Raw genomic sequence first — 22560 nt, 5'->3', positions numbered from 1 at the left:
GGCCGGGGCGGACGTACGGACGCCCGTCCGGAACCGCCGGAGGGTCACTCCTCGACCAGGAGCTTTTCGCGGAGTTGTGCGAGCGTGCGTGCCAGAAGGCGGGAGACGTGCATCTGGGAGATGCCGACCTCCTGCGCGATCTGCGACTGCGTCATGTTGCCGAAGAAGCGAAGGAGCAGGATCCGCTTCTCCCGGGGCGGCAGGTCCTCCAGCAGCGGCTTCAGGGACTCGCGGTACTCGACGCCCTCCAGCGCTTCGTCCTCGGCGCCCAGGGTGTCCGCCACCGCCGGGGACTCGTCGTCGGTGTCCGGGACGTCCAGGGAGAGCGTCGAGTAGGCGTTGGCGGACTCCAGGCCCTCCAGGACCTCCTCCTCGGAGATACCGAGGCGCTCGGCGAGCTCGTGGACCGTGGGGGAGCGGCCGTGCTGCTGGGACAGCTCCGCCGTCGCCGTGGTCAGCGCGAGCCGCAGCTCCTGCAGCCGCCGCGGCACCCGCACCGCCCAGCCCTTGTCGCGGAAGTGCCGCTTGATCTCGCCCACGACGGTCGGCGTCGCGTACGTCGAGAACTCGACGCCCCGGTCGGGGTCGAACCGGTCCACGGACTTGATCAGCCCGATCGTCGCGACCTGGGTCAGGTCGTCGAGCGGCTCCCCGCGGTTGCGGAAGCGGCGGGCCAGGTGCTCCACCAGGGGCAGGTGCATCCGCACCAGCTGGTTCCGGAGCTCGGCGCGCTCGGGGGAACCCTCCGGAAGTCCGCGCAGCGCGATGAACATCGAGCGCGCCTCGCTCCGGTCGTTCGGAGCGTGGTGCCCGTGTTCCTTGAGGTCGTGCTCGTGCTCGCTCATGGCCGCCCTCTGCCAGTGCTTCGCCTGGGAGGTACCCCCAGCCTGCTTCTGCTCCGCCGCGGCCGGGAGGCCGTCACGCTCGTCCACCGGGTGCGGCCTGGCCTGCTGCTCCGGGATGCCCGCCGGTGCGCCGCCCGGCTCCGCGGGAGCCGTACGCCCGCCGTTCGGCGTTCCGGGAATCCGCTCCTCGTCGCGCACCGGACCGTCCCCGTCCCTCACGCCGGCCCGGGTCCCGCGCCGCGCTGTTTGTACAGGCTGATGGAGACCGTGCGGTCCTCCGCCACGGAGGAGTCGACCTTGCCTGCCAGTGCCGAGAGCACCGTCCAGGCGAAGGTGTCGCGCTCCGGGGCGCGTCCGTCGGTCGTCGGGGCCGAGACCGTGACCTCCAGGGAATCGTCGACGAGCCGGAAGACGCAGCTGAGAACGGATCCGGGCACGGCCTGCTGCAGCAGGATCGCGCATGCCTCGTCGACCGCGATGCGCAGGTCCTCGATCTCGTCGAGGGTGAAGTCCAAGCGCGCCGCGAGGCCGGCCGTGGCCGTACGCAGCACGGACAGGTAGGCACCCGCAGCGGGCAGCCGGACTTCCACGAAGTCCTGAGTCCCGGGCTCGCCTGCGATCTGGGACACCCTCACCTCCAAGGTGGCACAAGGTCGATCGAGACTCCGGGAGGGCGATCCCGGAGCCGAGTACTACGCGTCGGTGCGCAGCCAGTACCTCGACTGGCGACGCTATCGCGATCCATGGTGCCGTGTCGCCGGGACCCCTACCCGACTCTGTCACTCATGGTAAGCACATGAGTACACACAGTGGCTAGTGTTCTGCGGTCCTCAATTGCGAGAAATCGGCGGAGCTTTGACGTACCCAGACGTCAGACGATCGAACCGTCCGGAAAGCACCATCGCCAGCTCTCTCCGTGCTCCAGGGTACGCATCACCGGATGTCCCTCCTGCTCGGAGTGGTGCGACGCGTGCCGGCCGGGCGACGAGTCGCAGCATCCCACGTGCCCGCACGTCAGGCAGATCCGCAGCTGTACCGGGTGCGTACCCGCCGCCCGGCACGCGAGGCACGTGTCGCTGAGGGGCGCGGGCTCGGGGCGCGGCAGGTCGAGAACATGCGGGCACTCGCTCATGATGGCCAGGTTACGACGTGGGTGAGCGGGTGAGGGGCGGATCATGGAGGCATTGTCGGTGGTGGCGCTTGTCGCGGCGAGCGCCGCGATCGCGGGGATCGCCCGCAGGACGGTGGTGCCCGCGCCCCTGCTGCTCGTCGCCGTCGGCCTGGTCGCCTCGTACCTGCCGGGCGTTCCCGAGTACACGCTGGACCCGCATATCGTCCTGCCGCTGATCCTGCCGCCGCTGCTGCACATCGCGGCCGTCGACAGCTCGTACCTCGACCTGCGGGCCAACATCAGGCCGATCGCCCTGCTGTCCGTCGGTTACACCCTCTTCGCGACCCTCGTCGTGGGGTGGGTGGCGCACCTGGTGGTCCCCGGCCTGCCGCTGACCGCGGCGCTGGTGCTGGGTGCAGTGGTCGCCCCGCCGGACGCGGTGGCGGCGACCGCGGTCGCCCGCAAGCTGCGGCTGCCCGGCCGGATCACCACGATCCTCCAGGGCGAGTCCCTGGTGAACGACGCCACCGCCATCACCGCGTACCGGGTGGCGCTGGCGGCGGCGGTCGGCGAGGGCATCACCTGGGGGGAGGGCGTGCTGATGTTCCTCGTCGCGGCGGCCGGCGGCATCGGCGTCGGCCTGGTGCTGATGGTGCCGATCCACTGGCTGCGGACCCATCTCGGGGAACCCCTGCTGCAGAACACCCTGTCCCTGCTGATCCCCTTCGTCGCCTACGCCGCCGCGGAGCACGTCCACGCCTCCGGCGTGCTGGCCGTCGTGGTCGTCGCCCTCTTCCTCGGACACCGGTCCTGGCAGGTGGACTTCGCCACCAGACTCCAGGAGGAGGCGGTCTGGCGGATGGTCGCCTTCATTCTGGAGTCCGCCGTCTTCGCACTGATCGGACTGCAACTGGCGCACGTGGTGCGGGGGCTCGGCTCGTTCTCGGTCCGGGAGGCCGCCTGGTACGCCGTTGTCGTCTTCGTCGTCGTGGTCGTGTCCCGCTTCGTGTGGGTCTTCCCCGGGACCTTCGTCCCGCGCATGCTGTCGAAGCGCATCAGGGAACGCGAGCCCGGGGTGGACTGGCGGACCCCGGTGATCGTCGGCTGGGCCGGCATGCGGGGCGTGGTGTCCCTGGCGATCGCCTTCTCCATCCCGATCCTGACGGCGGACGGGGAGCCCTTCCCGGCACGCAACCTGATCCTCTTCCTCACCTTCACCACGGTGATCGGCACCCTGGTCGTGCAGGGGCTCAGCCTGCCGGCGCTGATCCGCGCCCTGAGGCTCCCGGAGCGCGACCCGCGGAGCGTCACCCTGGCCGAGGCGCAGGCGCAGAGCGAGGCGTCCCGTGCCGCGGAGCAGCGCCTCGAGGAACTCGTCGCCGATCCGGGCAACGCGCTCCCGGAACCGCTGCTCGACCGGCTGCGCACGGTCCTGGAACGCCGCAGGAACTCGCCCTGGGAGCGTCTCGGGGCGGTCAACCCCGCCACGGGCGAGTCCGCGGACGACACCTATCGCCGCCTCACCCGTGAAGTGATCCAGGCCGAGCGCGAGGTGTTCGTGCGGCTGCGGGACGAACGGCGGATCGACGACGAGATGATGCGGGCGCTGCTGCGGCGGCTGGACCTCGAGGAGGCGGCCGCCTACCGTGAGGCCGCGGACTGAGGCCGGCCGGTGATCACCGCGGCGACGGTGGTCCCGGGCGGGAACGCGCCCTCGCCCGCGAGGGCGACGAGTCCATAGAGCATTTTGGCGACATAGAGACGTTCCACGGGCAGCCCGTGACGTGCTTCGAAATCCCGCGCGAACGCGTCGAGGGCGGGCGGGACACGGGCGTAGCCGCCGAAGTGGAACCGCTCGTCGAGCGACCAGTCGCCGGCCGGTCCGCCGAAGGCCTCCATCTGGAGGGCGCTTGTCCGTTCGCCGAGGAAGCCCCCCTTGAGCACGGGGAAGCCCAGGGCCCGCGCTCCGCCCCCGAGTCCGGCGGCGAGCCCCGCGAGCGTCCCGCCCGTCCCGCACGCCACGGCGGCCACGTCGGCCCTGCCGCGCAGCTCCCGGCCGAGCTCCGTACAGCCCTGCGCCGCGAGGGCGTTGCTGCCGCCCTCAGGGACGATCCAGCACCCCTCACGCTCCCCGATGCGCTCCAGGAGCTCCGCCAGCACCTCCGGTTCGGACGTGCGGCGGTAGGTGGCCCTGTCCACGAAGTGCAGCCGCATACCGTCGGCGGCGCAGGCGGTCAGGGACGCGTTGAGGGGCTTCCCGGCGAGTTCGTCGCCCCGGACGACGCCGACCGTGGGGAAGCCGAGCAGTCGCCCCGCGGCGGCCGTGGCGCGCAGATGGTTGGAGTAGGCGCCGCCGAAGGTGAGCACGGGCCGGCCGGCCGCCGCGCGGAGGTTCGGCGCCAGCTTGCGCCACTTGTTGCCGGGCAGGTCCGGATGGATGAGGTCGTCCCGTTTGAGCAGCAGGCGGACGCCGTGCCGCGCGAACCGCTCGTCCGCCACCGGTTCCAGGGGGGAGGGCAGCCGGGGCCGGAGGGCGGCGAGGTCGAACACGTTCACCCCGCCATTCTCGCCGCCTCCGCCCGGCACGTTCCCCCGCCGTGCCCGGCCGCCCCGCCGTGCCCGGTGTGGGCGGCCGGGGCGGTCCGGTTCACGCGGACCGCGTCACCAACCCGGCTGGTGCCGAGGGCGCAGGACCTCCGGGAGCGCCGCTCCCGAAGGCGGCCTGAGCCGGGAATCCCCTCCCTTCTGGAGTCCTTCTGGGAGGGGGGTTCAACTGAGCCGTTCCGTGATCCGCGCGCGCATGGCGTTCATCGTGAAGCCCCGCGGGTCGATCTTCCCCGGCTGCCACTCCAGGTGCCCGATCACCGACCGGGCGTTCCAGCCGTGGCGCCGGCAGACGGCGGCGGCCGCCTTCTCGATGGCCTCCAGCTGGACCTCCGGCCAGGGGTCCCTGCCGTCGCCGAGGTTCTCGCACTCGAATCCGTAGAAGTGCCGGTTCCCGTCCGTGTTCGCCTCGTCGTCGGGAGGGAGCGCTCTCTCGGCGATGACGGCGCGCAGCACGTCGTCATCGCCGAGCCCGGCGTGGTTGGCCCTGCCGTAGCCGACCAGGTGGACCTTGCCGTCCTTGGCGATGACGCCGTGGCACAGGGGACCGGGCAGGCCCGCGTAGCCGTCACGGCAGATGCGTACGGTGTCCGCGGTACCCCTGGTGACGGTGTGATGGATCATCACCCCGTGCACGGGGCCCCAGGGGCCTTTGTGGTTGCGGTTGTGGGTGCGCCAGTCTCCGACCTGGACGACCGTCAGCCCCTCGTCGCGCAGGGCGTCGAGGAAGCTGTCCGCGGACATGGGTGGGGCCATGGCCGACTCCTTCACGGCTGGAAGTGTTCGTACGGGGCTTCTACCCCAACCCCCGTGACCAGGCGATCCGTTCGCACGCTGTGCGAGCCGATCCGGCCAGTGGGCCGATCGGGCAGAAGACGCACGCGATGCCCCGCACATCCCCGTCTAGTCCCACTCATTTGTGTAATGGCGCGCCCACTCAACGTGCTGGAAGGCTCTTCGTCGCAGGTCAACCCATGATTGCGAAGGAGTCCCATGTCGGTTGGTTCGGTTGGTTCGGTTGGTGACGAGGTGCGTGAGGGCGGCCAGGACGCGGCACTGCCACAGCAGAGTCTCGGTACGGCAGCCGCACGGAACCTGGCGACCACCACCAAGTCGGCGCCCCAGATGCAGGAGATCACCTCCCGGTGGCTGCTGCGGATGCTGCCCTGGGTCCAGGTGCAGGGCGGCACGTACCGGGTGAACCGTCGGCTCAGCTACTCGGTGGGCGACGGGCGCGTCACCTTCGTCCAGACGGGCAGCCAGGTCGAGGTCATCCCGGCCGAGCTCGGCGAACTGCCGCCCCTGCGCGGGTACGACGACGAGGCCGTGCTGCGCGAACTGGCCCAGCGCTGCCGGCAGGTGCGGTTCGCGCCGGGTGACGTACTGGCGGCGAAGGGCGAGGCGGCGGACCGGGTGTTCCTCCTGGCGCACGGGCGGGTGGAGCAGATCGGCACCGGCCCCTACGGCGACGAGGCCGTGCTCGGCGTCCTCGCCGACGGTTCCTACTTCGGTGACAGGTCGCTGGTCGACGGCGACGCCGTCTGGCAGTTCACCGCCCGGGCCGGCACCGCGTGCGTCGCGCTGGAGCTCGCCCGGCAGGACGTGCTGACCCTCGCGGACCGCGCCGAGTCCCTCGCGGGCCATCTCCGGTCCGCGGTGTCGGTCCCCCACCAGCGGACCAACAAGTACGGGGAGGCCGCCATCGACCTCTCCGCCGGCCACGTCGGCGAGGCCGTCGTCCCGCACACGTACGTCGACTACGAGGCCGCCCCCCGCGAGTACGAACTGAGCGTCGCCCAGACCGTGCTGAAGGTCCACAGCAGGGTCGCGGACCTCTACAACCAGCCGATGAACCAGACCGAGCAGCAGTTGCGGCTGACGGTCGAGGCGCTGCGCGAGCGGCAGGAGGACGAGCTCGTCAACAACAGGCAGTTCGGGCTCCTCGCCAACTGCGACTACGGCCAGAGGCTGCAGCCGCACGACGGCGTGCCGGGGCCGGACGACATGGACGAGCTGCTGTCCCGGCGGCGCGGTTCCAAGCTCTTCCTCGCCCACCCCAGGGCCATCGCCGCCTTCGGCCGGGAGTGCAGCAGGCGGGGCATCTACCCGGACACCGTCGACATCGGGGGGAGCCGCATCCCCGCCTGGCGCGGTGTACCGATCTTCCCCTGCAACAAGATCCCGATCTCGGACGCCCGGACCACCTCGATCATCTGCATGCGTACGGGCGAGGAGGACCAGGGGGTGGTCGGCCTGCACCAGACCGGCATCCCCGACGAGATCGAGCCCAGCCTCTCCGTCCGCTTCATGGGCATCGACGAGCAGGCGATCATCTCCTATCTGGTCACGGCCTACTACTCGGCGGCGGTTCTGGTGCCGGACGCCCTCGGTGTGCTGGAGAACGTCGAGGTGAGCCGCTGGCGCTGACGCCCGGCGCCGATCCGGCGGGGGCGGCCCGCCTTGCCGCCCCCGCCCCACCCCCTTCAGCAGAGGACGTGACCGTGACCATGACCAGTCCGGACGCCGCCGCCACCGATGCCCATGAGGCGGCGCGGCTCCTGGAACGCACCCGCGACGCCGTCGATCCCCGGCTGCGGGACACCGTCGAGTCCCTTCCCGGCTCCATGCGCCGAGTCGCGATGTACCACTTCGGCTGGGAGCACGCCGACGGCACGCCCGCCGCCGGTGCGGCGGGCAAGGCGATCCGGCCCGCCCTGGTGCTCGCCGCCGCCCGGGCGCTCGGCGGGGACCCGCAGCAGGCGGTGCGTGCCGCCGCGGCCGTCGAGCTGGCGCACAACTTCACCCTGCTCCACGACGACGTGATCGACGAGGACGCGACCCGCCGTCACCGACCCACCGCCTGGACGGTGTTCGGCACCCCGGACGCCATCGTCGCGGGCGACGCCATGCTGGCCCTGGCGCTGCGGCTGCTCGCGGAGGACCGGCACCCGGCCGCGGCGGCGGCCTCGGCGCGGCTCGCCGCCTGTGTGATCGAGCTCTGCGCCGGCCAGCAGGCCGACTGCGCGTTCGAGCAGCGTGGGCCGAGGGAGGTCTCGCTGGACGAGTGCCTCGCCATGGCAACGGCCAAGACCGGGGCGCTGCTGGGCTGTGCCTGTGCTCTCGGCGCGCTGTACGCGGGGGCGGGGGAGGAGGAGATCACCGCGATGGACGCCTTCGGGCGGGAGGCGGGGCTGGCCTTCCAGCTGATCGACGACCTCATCGGCATCTGGGGCGATCCGGACCGCACGGGCAAGCCCGCGGGCGCCGATCTGGCCGCGCACAAGAAGTCGTTGCCGGTGGTGGCCGCCCTAGGTTCGGGCACCGAGGCGGGGGCGGAGCTCGCCGAGCTGTACGCCGGGCCGATGGGCGCCGGGGCGGTCGCTCGGGCAGCCGACGCGGTGGAGCGGGCCGGCGGCCGGGACTGGGCCCAGCTGCAGGCGGCGGACCGGATGGCCCGGGCCGTGCAGCAGCTGTCGCGTGCGGTGCCGGACCTCGAGGCGGCGGAGGACCTGCTCTCGCTGGCGGAGTTCGTCACCCGCCGGAGCCGCTGAGCCCGGTCGGATCGGTTCACGACCCCGGCCGCAACTCTAGGATCGCGACGGCCGGTTGACAATCGCGGAGAGGTGGCCCGGGCATGGGTGTACGGACACGGCAGGCGGGGGAGCGGGACCGTGGGACGGTGGTGCGGCTGCTCGACGAGGCGTTCATGTACGACCCGGTCAGCAGCTGGGTCTTCCCCGACGAGGCCCACCGCCGCCGGGTGCACGGGGTCTTCCTCGGGGTCTTCCTCGACATCGCCCTCGCCGAGGGGCGGGTCGACATGACCGAGGACGGAGCCGCCGCCGCGCTCTGGCTCCAGGTGCCCGCGGAGGCGCCCGAGGAGGAGGACGACACCCCGGCCCGGATGCGGGAGATCGCCGATCCCGGCAACGAGCGGGCCGAGCTCGTCGGCCGGCTGACCGGTGCCGTCCATCCGCAGGGCAGGGCGCACGAGTACCTGCTGCTGGTCGCCGTATCCCCGGAGCGGCAGGGCGAGGGGCTCGGCACGGCCCTGCTCTCGCCCGCCCTGGAGCGGTGCGACCGCGAGGGGCTGCCCGCCTACCTGGAGGCGAGCAGTGCCCGCAGCACCCGTCTCTACGAGCGGCTCGGTTTCGCTTTCACGGACCGTACCGTCCAGCTGCCCGACGGCCCGCTGATGTGGCCCATGTGGCGGGAGCCCGCCGCGCCGGGGCCCGAGGGCGCGAGTCGGACGTTGGCTCCGTAGGCGTTGGGGCCTCGGCGCCACGCCATCCGGCGCACCGTACTGCCCCGGAGCCCGGAGCCGGTCGCGGTGCCCCGGAGCCCGGAGCCCGGAGCCCGGAGCCCGGAGCCCGGAGCCCGGAGCCCGGGGCGCGAACCGGCGGCCGGCTCGGCACCGACCGCCGCCTCGGTGCCGAGCCCCGGTCGGCTCGGCCGGGAGGACCGGGGGCGGAGGGCGACCCCTCGCGGCTCCGGCATGGCGGGGCGGTCCCCCGCCCCTTCGGCGTATCGTTCGTGTGCCGACGTGCCGACGTGCCGACGTGCCGGCCGCCGCGTCCGCGGTGCACCGGTCGGCGCCCCGCGGCGGGCCGGATCGCCTCGGGGGCATCGGCGTGCCGCGCCTTTCCGGACCCTCCTCAACGCACCCTCCGTAAAACGCACTTGTATGACCACTACGTCTGGAGCACTATGGGTGCAGTGGTTCGGGCCCCGATATCGGTCCGGCCCTCAGTCCCCCGACGAGAACAGAGGACCGGTTTGCGTCACCTCACGTACTTCATCGCCTGCTCCATCGACGGCTTCATCGGAGACCCGGGCGGCGACGCCTCGTCCATGTTCGGCTTCGTCGACGAGGACTACCTGGAGTTCCTGAAGTCCGAGTACCCCGAGACCATCCCCGTCCAGGGGCGAGAGGCACTGGGCGTCCAGAACTCCCCGAACAGGCACTTCGACACCCTGGTCCAGGGCCGGGCCAGCTACCAGCTGGCACTCGATGCCGGGATCACCAGCCCCTACGCCCAACTGCGCGAGTACGTCGCCTCGCGCACGCTGGAGGAGTCGCCCGACACGGGCGTCGAGATCATCGCCGACGACCTGGTCGGCAGGGTGCGCGCCCTCAAGGCCGAGGACCGCGGGCTCGGCATCTACCTCTGCGGCGGCTCGCAAGTCGCCGGCGAACTGCTCGACGAGATCGACGAACTGGTGATCAAGACCTATCCGCAGGTCTACGGCAGCGGTATGCCCATGTTCGGTGCCGGATTCGCCGTCACCGACTTCACCCTGGACTGGGTGCGCACCTTCGGCAACGGGGTGCTCGTACGGAAGTACCGCAGGAAGCGGTAGCCGCGTCGGCGGCGGGTCCACCGTTCCGCGCGAGCGCTGTTCGCCCTGAGCATGCCGACCTATCCTGGATCCATGGGCAGCGAAGGACGCCGGACCGTCCGCCGCCCGCAGGACGAGTACACGTGTCCGACCTGCGGACAGCCTGTCGGTTCCGCCATCAGACGACGCAAGGTGCTCGGTGTGTTCGTCCCGGAGTGGGGCCCCGGTCCCTGTCACAACCCCGCGTGCGCGCGCAGTGCCGGGGACGCCTCCGGAGCGGGGCGCGGGCCGGGCGGGGAAGGCGCGAAGAGGACGAACGAGGAGCCGGCCGCGGGCCCGTCAGGCTGACTCGGGTGGCGCAGAACCATTCGAGTGCCGACCGGCTGTACAACACGGCCGGGCGGACCGCTACAGTCCGCGCCATGTCAACGGAGTCGACGGACGTGTGGACCGGCTGGTACCGGGACCGCCGGGGTGCGGAGGCGATCGCGCTGGCGATCGCCCCGAGCGGGCCCAGAGTGAGCACCCGCATCAGGGGAACCGAGTACGAAGGGCCGAGTTTCGCCGCCCTGGGCGCTGCGGAATCGGGCGAACGCCTGTCCGGTTGCGTCCTGGAATGGGACATGCCGCTGCCCGTCGTTCTGGACGGGGCGGCGGAGCGGGCCACGCTCAGCTGCCTGCTGACCCTCGGCGAGGCCGGGCCCGAGGGCACGCCCGGCAGGGTGGATCTGAACCTCACCCTGCACTTCGGCGGGGCGGCGTACGAGTCCGGGGTGGCCGACGGCGACTTCGACGAAGCGCTCGGGCGGATCAGGCGGCAGCTGCCTGAGGGTGCCGACCTCGGCCGGAAGCTGCTGGAGAGCGCCTGACGGCTCGTCGTCGCCGCACTCGGCCGCCGCCTGACGCCGGTGGCACCGCCGGCGAGCGAACGCCCCGTGCCCGGGCGGGAACCCGGGCACGGGGCGCCGTGGGGGGCGTGCGTCAGGAGACCTTGGCGAGGGCCGCAGCGAGGCCGTTCGCCCAGAGTTGGTTCACCCGGGTCCGCTCGGCCGCGTTGGGGTACGCGTTCTGGCAGGAGGTGCCGGGACCGCCGCCCGACATCAGTTCGCTGCACGGACCGGAGTAGTGGTCGGGGAGCCCGAGCACGTGGCCGGTCTCGTGGGCGGTGACCCGGGTGGAGTTGTACAGCTGGTTCTGCCGGTAGTCGAGGAAGATGTAGCCGCGGCCGTGCCCGTCGGTGCTGGCGTACGAGCCGCGCGGATCGTTGCCCTCGTAGTACCGGAAGTCCGGGCTGGAGCCCTCCAGCAGCCGCACGTTCGACACGGAGCTGTTCCATATCCGCGTGCTGCTGGCTATCTGGGAGCGGAAGCTCGGCGCGCTGCCGGCGCTGTAGACGACGGTGACGGCCTGGGCGCCCGGGTTCTGGGCCCGCTTCTCGGCGACCGACTTCACCACCGCGTCGAAGAACGCCTTGGTCGCGCGGGCGTCCTCTGCGGAGCCGTTGTACGCCGCGGCCGGGCCGGTGGGGACGGCGGGGCTCGCGGCGTCGGGAGCCGGGGCGGCGGTGGCGGGTGCGGCGAAGGCCAGGGCGGCGGCGAGGCCCAGACCGAGTGCGGCGGAGAGTAACGCCCGCGGGCGTCGCTCGGGGTGTCTCATGGGGGGTTCTCCTCATCCGAGTGGGGATCGGTGAGGAGAGTGTCGGGGAGCCCCGCCCGCCGGCGGATGATGCCAACTGGTGATAACACCGCGGCATCACGAGTGCGACCAGCCCCAACTCGCCTATGCAGCAAGGGAATTGGAGCGACGAAGGTGTCTGGTGGGACGAGGGGTGCCGTCCTACTCTCGCAGTATGGAGCTGGAGGTGAGACACCTGCGCGTGCTGTGCGCGATCGCCGACGCGGGCAGTCTGCACAAGGCCGCCCGCCGACTGGGCATGAGCCAGCCCTCCCTGACGACCCAGCTCCGCCGGATCGAGAACGCCCTGGGCGGCGAGCTCTTCCTCAGGGAACGCACGGGCTGCCGGCCCACCCCGCTCGGCCGTGCCGTCCTCAGCCGGGCCCGCCCGCTGATCGCCGGGATGTCGGCGCTCGTGACGGAGACCCGGGCGGCGGTCGCCCGCGCGGACGACCCCCGGCTACGCATCGGTTCCACGGCGAGCCGCGCCCTCGCGGGCTGGCTGAGACGGCTCAGACAGCGGCTGCCCGACGGCACGGACCTCTCCCTGCACATGAACGTCTCCGCCGGCACGCTGCTGCGCATGGTCGCCGCCGGGCACCTGGACGTGGCGTTCGTCCACGAGGTCGAAGGCTGCCCACTGCTGGTGCCGGAAGGGCTCGAACGTCGGGTCCTCGTGGAGCGCGAACCGCAGTTCATCTCCATGGCCCGCGACCACCCGGCCGCCGCGGCCCCGGTGGTCGACCTCGCCGACCTCGCCGAGGACCGCTGGATGGTGGACCCCACGGTCGACGGCGAGTGGGACGGACTGCGCCGGGTCCTCACCGCCGCGGGGATCGACCCGCAGGTGCTGCACGCCGACTACCACACCGCCACGTCCCTCATCGTGGTCGGCGAGGCGGTCGCCCCCTGCCAGCCCACCTCGGGCCGGCGCGACGACATGGCGATCCGCCCCCTGCGCGACGACCCGCTCGCGGTACGGCTGCTGCTCTACCGGCGACCCGGGCCAGGCACGGAGACCTTCGCCCTCGTGTACGCCGAACTCCTCGCGGCCTACCGGGAGGTGGCCCTCCGCTCCGCCCCGTACCGGCACTGGCTGCTGCGCAACAAGAGCCCGTTGCTGCAGACACCTGCGGCATGAATCCGCTCCGGCGGGACCTTCGGGGGAGCGGCCCGCCGTGGAGCCCGGCCGCGCAGCACGATCCGCGGGACTTCAGCCAGGCTCGCTCACTGTGTGGCTACGCGGTCCGGCGCGGTGACCACGGGGCGAACAGCCTTCGCTGCCTGCGAGGTTGAGTCGTGAACGCTGTTTGCGGGACACCCAGCGCATCGAGCCGTGACATGAGCTGATCCTCTTGCTCTGATGTGACGGCGATCCACAGGGCTGTGCCGGTGTCGCCGGCGCTGAAGATCTGCCGGCCCCGCCGCGACGCCTCGGCATGAATCGTGTAGGGAGCCAAGGCCAGCAGCACGTCGAACTGCGTGTCGTCGCGGACATCGACGTCAATCCCCATACCAGGATCACCCTTCGCCGACCGGACACCCTCGGCCACCTCGTTCTCGGCCATCAGCAACGCGTGCTCGTATGCGGGCAGCGCTTCCCGTGGCCAGGCGATATCGCTGTAGGCATCGATGTGAGCGGTCTCGATGCCGTCCCGCAGGACACGAAGCGCCTCATGGTGAGCACGCACCATGTCCGCAGCCTCCAGACAGCCTCGGAGGAACAGGACTCGACGTGGTTCCCCGGCTTCGCTGACCATGTGGCTCAGCCTTTCACATGCTCGACGTCGTCCATCTGAAGGGCTTGGCCTTTCCGTGGCTGCGGCTGCCGCCGAGGTCGCGCAACTGGCGACTGAGCCCCGGCTTGATCCCTTTTCGGAGAGGGCCTGGCGTCCCGCTCCGCCGGCAGCGCACAACGGGTCTGCCGCACGATCGGGTGACATCTGAACTGGCTTGCCCTGTGGGGCGAGTGGGAAGGATGTCGCTGTACCCAAGGCTTATCCGGAGGAGTCCGCCAGGACGTCGTGCGGGTCGCGAGGAACCGCGGGGCCGGGTGTGACGGTCGAGCAGGTGGCCACCGACTTCGGAGTCCATCCCATGGCGTTGTGGAAGTGGATGCGTCGCGCGGACATCGACGACGGGACCAAGCCGGAACGACCAGCCAGAAGAGCGCAGAGCTTCGGGAAGCGCGTCGGCTGATCAACAGGCTGAGGGCCTGGCGAGGCATCGCTACCCGGTAAGACAAGACACCCGCGAGCTACCTCGCCGGCCTCCACCTTCGCGCCTCGATGATCTGGCTCAAGGACCTCACCTCACCCGGACCATCTGTTGATCACAAGCAAATACGCCCCCTAGATGGACTAGTGACCTGGTCCTTCGGTGGCAGCCGATCAGCTTGGCGGCCAGGATGAGGCCATTGGCGCAGCGCTAATCGGCCAGCCACAGAAGGGCTCCCCATGAACAAGGCAGCAGTATCGAGCACCATCGCTGTAGCGGTTCTTGCACTCAGCGGCGCAGCCATCACGGGATCACCAGCTCAAGCCGACTACGACAACAAACAGACTGTGGTCCTGAAACTGAAAACCATGCAGGAGACTCAGTTCGGCAACAGCTCTGACCCGACGCCCGGAGCCACCTTCGGCGCAACCGGAGCCCTGACCATGCACGGCAAGCACTTCGGAAGCTATGCCAGAATCTGCACGGTCGCGGCCTCCACACCACGCAGAATCATCTGCGAATCGGGGTTCAGAACACCTGACGGGCAGTTCGAAACCCGGGCCTTCACGGAAGGCAACTTCGCAGTCTTCTCATCCGCGGTGACCGGGGGCACAGCAAGGTTCAGGAACGTTACCGGCGAAGCCGAGTTCGGGCCGTCCTCCGGTGGCACGCGCGAGATCATTGTCTACCTCAACGGGGTCAGAAGATGATAGGAGCGTCCGCCAGTAGGTCATAGACGCGACAGCGGTGGTGCGACGGGGCTCACCGCCTGCTGGCGGACGCTCTCAACTCATTCGGGTCGGGAGCCAGCGCGGGGGCCAAGGCGAGGGCCACTACGGGGGCCAGAGGTCAGGTGTTCCTGGGGGACGGCATGGGGCGACACCGGGATCGGCGCCTTGCTCGTCCGGCTGCGTACTCCTGAAGGGCACGGGCGGCGTCCAGAGTCAGTCGTGGGGTCGGCGGCGTGGTCACGCCCGTTTGGGGTGGCGGCCTGGTGGTCGGCGCGGGTGGCGGAGCGGCGGGCGCGGTTGAACGCCGTCGCCGCCGCCCGCAGTTCCGCCAGTCGGTGAGGTAGCGGTCGCCGGGCGCGGTACGGACCGGGCAGTGCCAGACGTGCTGGGGTGGTTGGTGGCTGTTCACGATGGAGGAGGGGGGAGCCGTTCAACTACCGGCGCTGGAAGGCCGAGTGGAACTGCGCCCGCCGCGCGCTCCAGGCAGCCGAGAACGGGGCCGCCGAGAGGGAGGGCCGTAAGGCCGTCGAGCTGCCGCACATGGTCACCCATGACCTGCGGCACTTCTGCGCCTCCGCGCTCATCGCCGGCGGCGCGAGCGTCAAGCAGGTCCAGCTCGTCCTCGGGCACGCGTCCGCCGTCATCACGCTGCGGATCTACGCGCACCGGTGGCCGGGCGTAGAAGACCGCACCCGGGCCGCCGTGGTCGCCGTGCGCGGCGGCCTGCGGTCCGGGTGCGGACAGGTAGGTAGCCAGACCCGCGAAAATGCAGGTCAGGCTGCCTAGGCCGAGATCAGGCCTTCTTCGTCTCCCAGAAGATGCGGTCGATCTCGGCGATGAGCTCCAGGGCCTTCTCGCCAGTCTTCGGGTCGGTCGAGGCCTTGGCCGCGGAGAGCGCCTTCAGGGTCTCGTTGACCAGCTGGTGCAGCTCCGGGTACTTCTCGAAGTGCGGGGGCTTGAAGTAGTCGCTCCAGAGCACCGACACATGGTGCTTGGCGAGCTCCGCGCGCTGCTCCTTGATCACCGTGGCGCGGGCCTGGAAGTGCGGGTCGTCGTTCGCGGCCATCTTCTCCTGCACGGCCTTGACCGACTCGGCCTCGATCCGGGCCTGGGCCGGGTCGTAGACGCCGCAGGGCAGGTCGCAGTGCGCGCTGACCTTCACCTTGGGGGCAAACAGGCGGGAGAGCATTGAGCTGTCCTTCCTCGTGATCGTCTTCTCAGGTGGGACATTACTCCGTGAGTGGCGCGTTTTCGCGAGTGCCCCCTGCGGCTTAGGTCAAAAGTCCAGGGTGACCATGGGACGTGTGGTGGAAGACACCGAGGGACCCGGAGGTGGCCGATGACGGAGCAGGGGCGGGAGCCGAGTGCGCCCTTCGGGGTCGCGGAGGTGGCCGGGCCCTCCATGCATCCCACGCTGGCGCACGGGGACCGGCTGCTGGTGCACTACGGGGCCGCCGTGCGACCCGGGGACGTGGCCGTGCTCCGGCATCCGCTGCAGCAGGACCTGCTGATCGTGAAGCGGGTGGTCGAGCGGCGCCGGGAGGGCTGGTGGGTGCTGGGCGACAACCCGTATGCGGAAGGGGACAGCCGGGTGTTCGGCACGGTGCCCGAGAGCCTGCTGCTGGGGCGGGTACGGGCGCGGTACCGACCGCGCCCGCAAGGTCAGAGGTCCGGGTTCGGGCTGCTGGCCTGGGCGTTCTCCGCGGTGCGGCCCGTGCTCTCCGACCGCTCGGTCTCCAGGCGTTTGCGGGCGCGGTAGGCGGCGACGTTGGCGCGGGTGGCGCAGCGGTCCGAGCAGTAGCGGCGTGAGCGGTTGGTGGACGTGTCCAGGTAGGCGTTGCGGCAGGGCGCGGCCTGGCAGAGGCCGAGCCGGTCGACGCCGTACTCGGTGAGATGGACGGCGAGTCCCATCGCGGCGATCGCGGCGTAGCCGGAGGTCGCGTTGGACGGGTGGTCGGCGAGGTGCATGTGCCAGCGGGGCCGTCCCTCGTCGTCCAGGAAGTCGTGGCCGGAGATCTGCGGGCTGACCGGGAACTCCAGGAGCAGTGAGTTCAGCAGGTCGACGGCCTGGGTCTGGTCGCCGGAGTCCGCTGCGGTGAAGACCGCGCGGAGTCTGGCCCGTACCGACCGGAACCGGGTGACGTCCGCGTCGGTGGCCCGGCGTGCCATCTGGGAGGAGGGGCCGAAGAGTTCGCGGACGGCCTCCACCGACGTGAGCGTGTCCTTGGTGCGGGCCGGCTCCTCGGTGTTGACCAGACGCACGGCGTAGTCCGAGTAAGAGGCCAGTTCCACTTGTAGTCCTTACGGAGGAGGTCTAGTGTCGGCGACGGATGAGGTAAGTAATGCTTTGCATCCGAGGGTATTACGGACGGGAGGAGTGCGGATGACCGAGAGCGCGGCCGTCACCGGAACCGACTGGCGGGCCTGGCAGGAGAGCTGGGACCGCCAGCAGGAGTGGTACATGCCCGACCGCGAGGAGCGGTTCCGGGTGATGCTGGACATGGTCGAGGCCTTCGCGGGCCCCGAGCCGAGGGTCCTCGACCTCGCCTGCGGTACGGGAAGTATCACGGACAGGCTGCTCAAGCGGTTCCCGAAGGCCGAGAGTGTCGGCGTCGACCTCGACCCCGCGCTGCTGACCATCGCCGAGGGGTACTTCGCCGGGGACCGGCGCGTCACCTTCGTCACCGCCGACCTCAAGGACCCGGACTGGACCGCGGCCCTGCCGCACACCTCGTACGACGCCGTGCTGACCGCCACCGCGCTGCACTGGCTGCACGCCGAACCGCTCGCCGCCCTCTACGGGCAGCTCGCCGGCCTGGTCGTGGACGGCGGTGTCCTCATGAACGCCGACCACATGAAGGACGGCGCCACCCCGCGCATCAACGCGGCCGAGCGCAGCCACCGGCATGCCGCGATGGACCGGGCAAGGGCCGCCGGGGCGCTCGACTGGGCCGACTGGTGGGCCCTGGCGGCCGCGGACCCCGTCCTGGCCGCCCCCACCGCCCGCCGCTTCGAGATCTACGGAGAGCACGCAGACGGCGACACCCCGTCCGCCCGGTGGCACGCCGACATCCTGCGGGCCGCCGGCTTCGCCGAGGCCCGGCCGGTGTGGGCGTCGCCCTCCGACGCGCTGGTGCTCGCGCTGAAGTGACCCGGCCCGGACGGACGAACGCCGGAGGCGGCAGGGCATGCCCTGCCGCCTCCGGCGTCCGGTACGGCGGTCCACCGAGCTTTACAGCACCTTGGAGAGGAAGGCCTTGGTGCGGTCGTGCTGGGGGTTGGTGAGGACGTCGCGGGGATTGCCCGATTCGACGACGACACCACCGTCCATGAAGACGAGGTTGTCGCCGACCTCGCGGGCGAAGCCCATTTCGTGGGTGACGACGACCATGGTCATGCCGTCCTCGGCGAGGCCGCGCATGACGTCGAGGACGTCGCCGACCAACTCGGGGTCGAGGGCCGAGGTGGGCTCGTCGAAGAGCATCAGCTTGGGTTCCATCGCCAGGGCCCGGGCGATGGCGACGCGCTGCTGCTGGCCGCCGGAGAGCTGGGAGGGGTAGTTCCCTGCCTTGTCGCCGAGGCCGACGCGGTCGAGGAGCTTCAGGGCCCGTTCCCGGGCGACGGCCTTGGCCTCCCCCTTGACCTGGACGGGGGCCTCCATGACGTTCTCGACGGCGGTCATGTGGGGGAACAGGTTGAAGCGCTGGAACACCATGCCGATGTCACGGCGCTTGAGGGCGACCTCGCTGTCCTTGAGTTCGTAGAGCTTGTCGCCCTTCTGGCGGTAGCCGACGAGTTCGCCGTCGACCCAGAGCCGGCCTGCGTTGATCTTCTCCAGGTGGTTGATGCACCGGAGGAAGGTCGACTTGCCGGAGCCGGAGGGGCCGATGAGGCAGAACACCTCGCGCGGGGCGACCTCGAGGTCGATGCCCTTGAGGACTTCGATGTGGCCGTAGGACTTGTGGACGCCTTCGGCCTTGACCATGGCGGTCATGCCGCGACTCCCTTCGGGCGGCGCACCGAGAAGACGGTGGCCTTGATCTTCTGCAGGGGGGTGGGCGGCAGGCTGCGGCTGGAGCCCCGGGCGTAGTAGCGCTCGAGGTAGTACTGGCCGACGCTGAGGATCGAGGTCATGATCAGGTACCAGGCGGCGGCGAGGAAGAGCATTTCGACGGGGGCGCCGGAGGTCTGGCCGATGTCCTGGGCCTGGCGGAACAGTTCGGAGAACTGGACCACCGAGACCAGGGACGTGGTCTTGAGCATGTTGATGACCTCGTTGCCCGTGGGGGGCACGATGACGCGCATGGCCTGGGGGATGACGATGCGGCGCAGGGTCTTGCCGTGGCTCATGCCGAGCGCGTGGGAGGCCTCGCTCTGGCCTTCGTCGACGGACAGGAGGCCGGCGCGGCAGATCTCGGCCATGTAGGCGGCTTCGTTGAGGCCCAGTCCCAGCAGTGCGGTGAGCATCGGGGTCATGAAGTCGGACCATTCGTCGCGGTAGAACGGTCCGAGGTTGATGTACTCGAAGACGAGACCGAGGTTGAACCAGACGATGAGCTGGACCAGGACCGGGGTGCCGCGGAAGAACCAGATGTAGAACCAGGCGATGGAGGAGGTCACCGGGTTCTTCGACAGGCGCATGACCGCGAGGAGGATGCCGCCGGCGATGCCGATGGCCATCGACAGGACGGTCAGGATCAGGGTGTTCCCGACGCCGTCGAGGATGCGCTGGTCGAAGAAGTACTCGGGGATCGCGCCCCAGTTGATCTTGCCTTGGGAGAAGGCGTAGACGATCGCGGCGAACAGCGCGATCGCCACGACGGCGGAGACGTACCGGCCGTAGTGCCGCACCGGAATGGCCTTGATGGCCTCCGGTCCGGCCTTGGGCGTGGGCGGCGTGTCCTCCGGACCCGTCTTGTCGATGTCGACAGTCACGTGGAGCCTTTCAGTGCTTCAGTGCCGAGGTCAGATCCCGACCGGGATCAGGAACCGCCGTTGATCTTGGCCTCGGTCACCGCGCCGGCCTGGACACCCCACTTGGCGATGATCTTCTCGTACTCGCCGTTCTTGATGATGGCGTCCAGCGCGGCCTGGAGCGCGTCGCGCAGCTCCGTGTTGCCCTTGGCCACCGCGATGCCGTACGGGGCCGCCTCGACCTGCTCGCCCACGATCTGGAAGTCGTTGCCGCCACCGGAGGTCTTCACGGCGTAGGCGGCGACGGGGAAGTCCGAGGAACCGGCGTCGGCGCCGCCGGCGCGCAGACGGGTCTGGGCCTGCTGGTCGTTGTCGAAGGCCTCGATCGTGATCTTGCCCTTCTTGGCCTTCACGCACTTGTCGTTCTCGGCCTTGGCCAGGTCCTCGGAGACCGTGCCGCGCTGCACGACGATCTTCTTGCCGCACAGGTCCGACCAGGTCTTGATGCCCTTGTCGTCGCCCTTCTTGGTGTAGATCGAGACACCGGCGGTGAAGTAGTCGACGAAGTCGACGCCCTCGCCGACCTTCTTGCCGGTCCCGGAGTCCACGCCCTCCTGGCGGTCCTTCGTGTCCGTCATCGCCGACATGGCCATGTCGTAGCGCTTCGAGCGCAGACCCGTGATCAGGGTGTCGAAGGTGCCGTTCTCGAACTCGAACTTCACGCCGAGCTGCTTGCCCAGGGCGTCGGCGATGTCGGGGTCGATGCCGACGACCTTGCCGGAACCGTCCTTGAACTCCACCGGCGGGTAGGCGATGTCCGAACCGACCTTGACGACACCCTTGTCCCGGATCGACTGCGGCAGCTTGTCCGCCAGCGGCGCCGTGGAGGTGGCCGCGCCGTCCTTCTCCTTGGTGCCCGATCCCGAGTTCGTCTGGTCACCGCAGGAGGTGAGCAGCAGGGCACCGGCGACCGCGATCGCGCTCACCGCGGCGATCCTGGACTTGGCGGCGGTCGAGCGGCGGGTGGTGCTTGCGGTCATGATCGTGGCCCTCCGGGCAGGTGTGGGTTTGCCAGGCGTCGTGCACTCGTCTTCGAGTGTCGACCTTGTGTGTTTCCGGCATCTTGCCATTCGGACTAGCCCATACAGTGGGCTACGCATGTCAAAATCGGATAACGGGTGACCCCCGAAGCGCTACGGGCCGGTACGTCAGGGCCCCACCAGCCGCATCATCTGCGGTGGTTTCTTCTTCCAGCCGGAAGATCTTCGGATCGTCTCGGGATGCGGACGGCATTCATCGTGCTTTTCGCCAAGTGTTCCTGCCTTGTCAGCATATGTCGCTATGAATCAGGTCACTGGGAGATCATGGACGGGCCAATGGGCTCGTCTCCGGTGCCGTCCGTCCGGTAAGAAGGATCCTTACACCCCTCATCCGGGGCTCAGGGCGCGTTGTGCGGCGCGCCCGCGCGTACGTACCTCCCCCCGTCGGGGCGGGCCAACCACCCGGGACAGGGAACGGACGCGGTGCCAGCCCACCCCTCCTCAACCAGGAGTGGCAACCCTCAACTGATGAAGACTTAAGGGGTCAAACGAACATGGCAGCGGAGATCGTCAATCCCGGCAGCGCCAGCGGGACGGAGAGTGCACCCGGGGACTCCGGGGAACCCTTCGATCCGGCCTTCGCGCTGCACCGCGGCGGCAAGATGGCCGTCCAGGCCACAGTGCCCGTCCGGAACAAGGACGACCTGTCCCTCGCGTACACACCCGGTGTCGCCAAGGTGTGCACCGCGATCGCCGAGAAGCCGGAGCTCGTCCACGACTACACCTGGAAGTCGCAGGTGGTCGCGGTCGTGACCGACGGTACGGCGGTCCTCGGGCTCGGTGACATCGGACCGGAGGCCTCGCTCCCCGTGATGGAGGGCAAGGCGATCCTCTTCAAGCAGTTCGGCGGCGTCGACGCCGTTCCGATCGCCCTCGCGACCACGGACACCGACGAGATCGTGGACACGGTCGTCCGGCTGGCGCCGTCCTTCGGCGGAGTGAACCTGGAGGACATCTCGGCGCCGCGGTGCTTCGAGATCGAGCGCAGGCTCCAGGAGCGGCTCGACATCCCGGTCTTCCACGACGACCAGCACGGCACCGCCGTGGTCACCCTCGCGGCCCTGCGCAACGCGGCCAGACTGACCGGCCGCGGCCTGGGCGAGCTGCGCGCCGTGATCTCGGGAGCGGGCGCGGCCGGCGTGGCCATCGCCAAGTTCCTCCTCGAGGCGGGGCTCGGCGACGTGGCGGTGGCCGACCGCAAGGGGATCGTCAGCCGTGACCGCGACGACCTGACCCCGGTCAAGCGGGAACTCGCCGAGATCACGAACCGGGCCGGACTCAGCGGCTCGCTGGAGACGGCGCTGGCCGGAGCGGACGTCTTCATCGGAGTGTCCGGCGGCACCGTGCCGGAGCCGGCGGTCGCCTCGATGGCGCCGGGAGCCTTCGTCTTCGCGATGGCCAACCCGAACCCCGAGGTCCACCCGGACGTGGCGCACAAGTACGCCTCCGTCGTGGCCACCGGCCGCAGCGACTACCCCAACCAGATCAACAACGTCCTCGCCTTCCCGGGCATCTTCGCCGGCGCGCTGCAGGTGCGGGCCTCGCGGATCACCGAGGGCATGAAGATCGCGGCGGCGAACGCGCTGGCCGACGTGGTGGGCGACGCGCTCGCCCCCGACTACGTCATCCCCTCGCCGTTCGACGAGCGGGTCGCCCCGGCGGTCACCGCCGCCGTGGCCGCGGCGGCGCGAGCCGAGGGTGTGGCCCGACGCTGACGGCACTCGTCGGGGGCTGAGGCCCCCGAAACCCTTCCTCCACGGCCCCGGACGCGCTGGACGCGTCCGGGGCCGCGGCGTGTCGGGGCCCGTACGTGTGGGAGGCGTGTCCGGGTTCGTGCCTGGTGGCATGCCGGTGTGCGGGAGTGCCCGTCCGCGAGGCCGGGCGGCCCGGCCCAGCGGTGCACGGACACACGAGGCGCCCCCACGGAGCGGCCGCCCGCATGAACGGCGGGGCGTCCGGGCCCGGCGTCCGTCCGGGCCTCGCGGACCCCGGGCCTCGCGGGCACACGGGCCGGACGGACACAC

The 22560-nt window shown here is 70.5% G+C and carries 24 protein-coding genes and 1 pseudogene; 13 read left to right on the top strand and 12 right to left on the bottom strand.

Annotated features, from left to right (window positions below):
• Positions 1 to 44 precede the first annotated feature (44 nt).
• The 3 genes from FEF34_RS12500 to FEF34_RS12490 form a co-directional block, all read right to left on the bottom strand.
• Positions 45 to 1064, bottom strand: a complete 1020-nt coding sequence (locus FEF34_RS12500) for an RNA polymerase sigma factor SigF (protein ID WP_138053255.1) — start codon at positions 1062 to 1064, stop codon at positions 45 to 47.
• On the bottom strand, positions 1061 to 1474 hold the full coding sequence (locus tag FEF34_RS12495; RefSeq protein WP_138053254.1) for an ATP-binding protein: 414 nt from the start codon (positions 1472 to 1474) through the stop codon (positions 1061 to 1063). Before FEF34_RS12495 ends, FEF34_RS12500 begins: the two co-directional genes overlap by 4 nt.
• Before the next feature lie 242 nt (positions 1475 to 1716).
• Complete coding sequence (locus tag FEF34_RS12490; RefSeq protein WP_138053253.1) at positions 1717 to 1977, bottom strand: UBP-type zinc finger domain-containing protein; 261 nt, start codon at positions 1975 to 1977, stop codon at positions 1717 to 1719.
• Between the two features lie 43 nt (positions 1978 to 2020).
• Here FEF34_RS12490 and FEF34_RS12485 point away from each other — a divergent pair, with 43 nt between their 5' ends.
• On the top strand, positions 2021 to 3619 hold the full coding sequence (locus FEF34_RS12485; protein WP_138053252.1) for a Na+/H+ antiporter: 1599 nt from the start codon (positions 2021 to 2023) through the stop codon (positions 3617 to 3619).
• Here FEF34_RS12485 and FEF34_RS12480 read toward each other — a convergent pair.
• Entirely contained in the window at positions 3598 to 4512 is a 915-nt protein-coding gene (locus FEF34_RS12480; protein WP_138053251.1) for a 1-aminocyclopropane-1-carboxylate deaminase/D-cysteine desulfhydrase, read from the bottom strand. The two genes, FEF34_RS12485 and FEF34_RS12480, sit on opposite strands and share 22 nt — an antisense overlap.
• Positions 4513 to 4725: 213 nt before the next feature.
• Positions 4726 to 5316 (bottom strand): N-acetylmuramoyl-L-alanine amidase, encoded by a 591-nt coding sequence (locus tag FEF34_RS12475; RefSeq protein ID WP_171052928.1) that lies wholly within the window; start codon positions 5314 to 5316, stop codon positions 4726 to 4728.
• A 237-nt stretch (positions 5317 to 5553) separates the two neighbouring features.
• Between FEF34_RS12475 and FEF34_RS12470 the strand changes: the two genes are divergently transcribed.
• The 5 genes from FEF34_RS12470 to FEF34_RS12445 all read left to right on the top strand — a co-directional run bounded on the left by FEF34_RS12470 (position 5554) and on the right by FEF34_RS12445 (position 10769).
• Positions 5554 to 6987 (top strand): family 2B encapsulin nanocompartment shell protein, encoded by a 1434-nt coding sequence (locus FEF34_RS12470; RefSeq protein ID WP_138053250.1) that lies wholly within the window; start codon positions 5554 to 5556, stop codon positions 6985 to 6987.
• A gap of 80 nt (positions 6988 to 7067) precedes the next feature.
• Positions 7068 to 8111: a family 2 encapsulin nanocompartment cargo protein polyprenyl transferase gene (locus FEF34_RS12465; protein WP_171053286.1), complete on the top strand. Its 1044-nt coding sequence runs from the start codon at positions 7068 to 7070 to the stop codon at positions 8109 to 8111.
• Positions 8112 to 8194: 83 nt separating this feature from the next.
• Positions 8195 to 8824 (top strand): GNAT family N-acetyltransferase, encoded by a 630-nt coding sequence (locus FEF34_RS12460; RefSeq protein WP_138053248.1) that lies wholly within the window; start codon positions 8195 to 8197, stop codon positions 8822 to 8824.
• Between the two features lie 512 nt (positions 8825 to 9336).
• Entirely contained in the window at positions 9337 to 9921 is a 585-nt protein-coding gene (locus tag FEF34_RS12455) for a dihydrofolate reductase family protein (protein WP_138053247.1), read from the top strand.
• A 401-nt stretch (positions 9922 to 10322) separates the two neighbouring features.
• Positions 10323 to 10769: a DUF6304 family protein gene (locus tag FEF34_RS12445; protein WP_171052927.1), complete on the top strand. Its 447-nt coding sequence runs from the start codon at positions 10323 to 10325 to the stop codon at positions 10767 to 10769.
• 112 nt (positions 10770 to 10881) lie between these two features.
• Here FEF34_RS12445 and snpA read toward each other — a convergent pair whose 3' ends face one another.
• Positions 10882 to 11556 carry a snapalysin gene (gene snpA, locus FEF34_RS12440; RefSeq protein WP_138053245.1) on the bottom strand — a complete coding sequence of 225 codons (675 nt, stop codon included), beginning with the start codon at positions 11554 to 11556 and terminating at the stop codon, positions 10882 to 10884.
• Positions 11557 to 11749: 193 nt separating this feature from the next.
• Here snpA and FEF34_RS12435 point away from each other — a divergent pair, with 193 nt between their 5' ends.
• Entirely contained in the window at positions 11750 to 12715 is a 966-nt protein-coding gene (locus tag FEF34_RS12435) for a LysR family transcriptional regulator (RefSeq protein ID WP_138053244.1), read from the top strand.
• Between the two features lie 97 nt (positions 12716 to 12812).
• Here FEF34_RS12435 and FEF34_RS12430 read toward each other — a convergent pair whose 3' ends face one another.
• On the bottom strand, positions 12813 to 13334 hold the full coding sequence (locus tag FEF34_RS12430) for a hypothetical protein (protein WP_138053243.1): 522 nt from the start codon (positions 13332 to 13334) through the stop codon (positions 12813 to 12815).
• Between the two features lie 295 nt (positions 13335 to 13629).
• On the opposite strand from FEF34_RS12430, the gene FEF34_RS42020 reads away from it, so the two are divergent.
• The 3 genes and pseudogenes from FEF34_RS42020 to FEF34_RS12405 form a co-directional block, all read left to right on the top strand.
• A complete protein-coding gene (locus FEF34_RS42020; RefSeq protein WP_199800763.1) occupies positions 13630 to 13773 on the top strand; it encodes a hypothetical protein in 144 nt (47 codons plus the stop codon).
• Positions 13774 to 14030: 257 nt separating this feature from the next.
• Positions 14031 to 14501, top strand: a complete 471-nt coding sequence (locus FEF34_RS12415) for a hypothetical protein (protein ID WP_138053242.1) — start codon at positions 14031 to 14033, stop codon at positions 14499 to 14501.
• A gap of 419 nt (positions 14502 to 14920) precedes the next feature.
• A pseudogene (locus tag FEF34_RS12405) lies at positions 14921 to 15308 on the top strand (tyrosine-type recombinase/integrase); the annotation flags it as partial.
• A 7-nt stretch (positions 15309 to 15315) separates the two neighbouring features.
• Here the strand turns inward: FEF34_RS12405 and sodN are convergent.
• Entirely contained in the window at positions 15316 to 15711 is a 396-nt protein-coding gene (sodN, locus tag FEF34_RS12400; protein ID WP_093652587.1) for a superoxide dismutase, Ni, read from the bottom strand.
• 150 nt (positions 15712 to 15861) lie between these two features.
• On the opposite strand from sodN, the gene sodX reads away from it, so the two are divergent.
• The gene (sodX, locus tag FEF34_RS12395) at positions 15862 to 16281 is read left to right on the top strand and encodes a nickel-type superoxide dismutase maturation protease (protein ID WP_138053240.1); all 420 of its coding nucleotides are present in this window, start codon (positions 15862 to 15864) and stop codon (positions 16279 to 16281) included.
• Here sodX and FEF34_RS12390 read toward each other — a convergent pair.
• Entirely contained in the window at positions 16185 to 16814 is a 630-nt protein-coding gene (locus FEF34_RS12390) for a CGNR zinc finger domain-containing protein (protein WP_138053239.1), read from the bottom strand. The two genes, sodX and FEF34_RS12390, sit on opposite strands and share 97 nt — an antisense overlap.
• Before the next feature lie 91 nt (positions 16815 to 16905).
• On the opposite strand from FEF34_RS12390, the gene FEF34_RS12385 reads away from it, so the two are divergent.
• A complete protein-coding gene (locus tag FEF34_RS12385; protein WP_138053238.1) occupies positions 16906 to 17673 on the top strand; it encodes a class I SAM-dependent methyltransferase in 768 nt (255 codons plus the stop codon).
• Positions 17674 to 17754: 81 nt separating this feature from the next.
• Here FEF34_RS12385 and FEF34_RS12380 read toward each other — a convergent pair whose 3' ends face one another.
• Genes FEF34_RS12380 through FEF34_RS12370 form a run of 3 tightly spaced genes read right to left on the bottom strand, consistent with a single transcriptional unit; the run spans position 17755 to position 20476 of the window.
• Positions 17755 to 18516, bottom strand: coding sequence for an amino acid ABC transporter ATP-binding protein (locus FEF34_RS12380; RefSeq protein WP_138053237.1), 762 nt, complete (start codon positions 18514 to 18516; stop codon positions 17755 to 17757).
• Positions 18513 to 19457: an amino acid ABC transporter permease gene (locus FEF34_RS12375; protein WP_138053236.1), complete on the bottom strand. Its 945-nt coding sequence runs from the start codon at positions 19455 to 19457 to the stop codon at positions 18513 to 18515. The genes FEF34_RS12380 and FEF34_RS12375 overlap by 4 nt, the downstream gene beginning before the upstream one ends.
• A 47-nt stretch (positions 19458 to 19504) precedes the next feature.
• On the bottom strand, positions 19505 to 20476 hold the full coding sequence (locus FEF34_RS12370; protein WP_138053235.1) for an ABC transporter substrate-binding protein: 972 nt from the start codon (positions 20474 to 20476) through the stop codon (positions 19505 to 19507).
• 554 nt (positions 20477 to 21030) lie between these two features.
• Here FEF34_RS12370 and FEF34_RS12365 point away from each other — a divergent pair.
• Positions 21031 to 22251 carry an NAD(P)-dependent malic enzyme gene (locus FEF34_RS12365; RefSeq protein ID WP_138053234.1) on the top strand — a complete coding sequence of 407 codons (1221 nt, stop codon included), beginning with the start codon at positions 21031 to 21033 and terminating at the stop codon, positions 22249 to 22251.
• Positions 22252 to 22560: the final 309 nt, after the last annotated feature.

This window comes from Streptomyces marianii (genome assembly GCF_005795905.1).
Classification (GTDB): domain Bacteria; phylum Actinomycetota; class Actinomycetes; order Streptomycetales; family Streptomycetaceae; genus Streptomyces; species Streptomyces marianii.
Note: the sequence above shows the minus strand (reverse complement) of the source record. Positions and strands in the feature narration are given on the sequence as shown.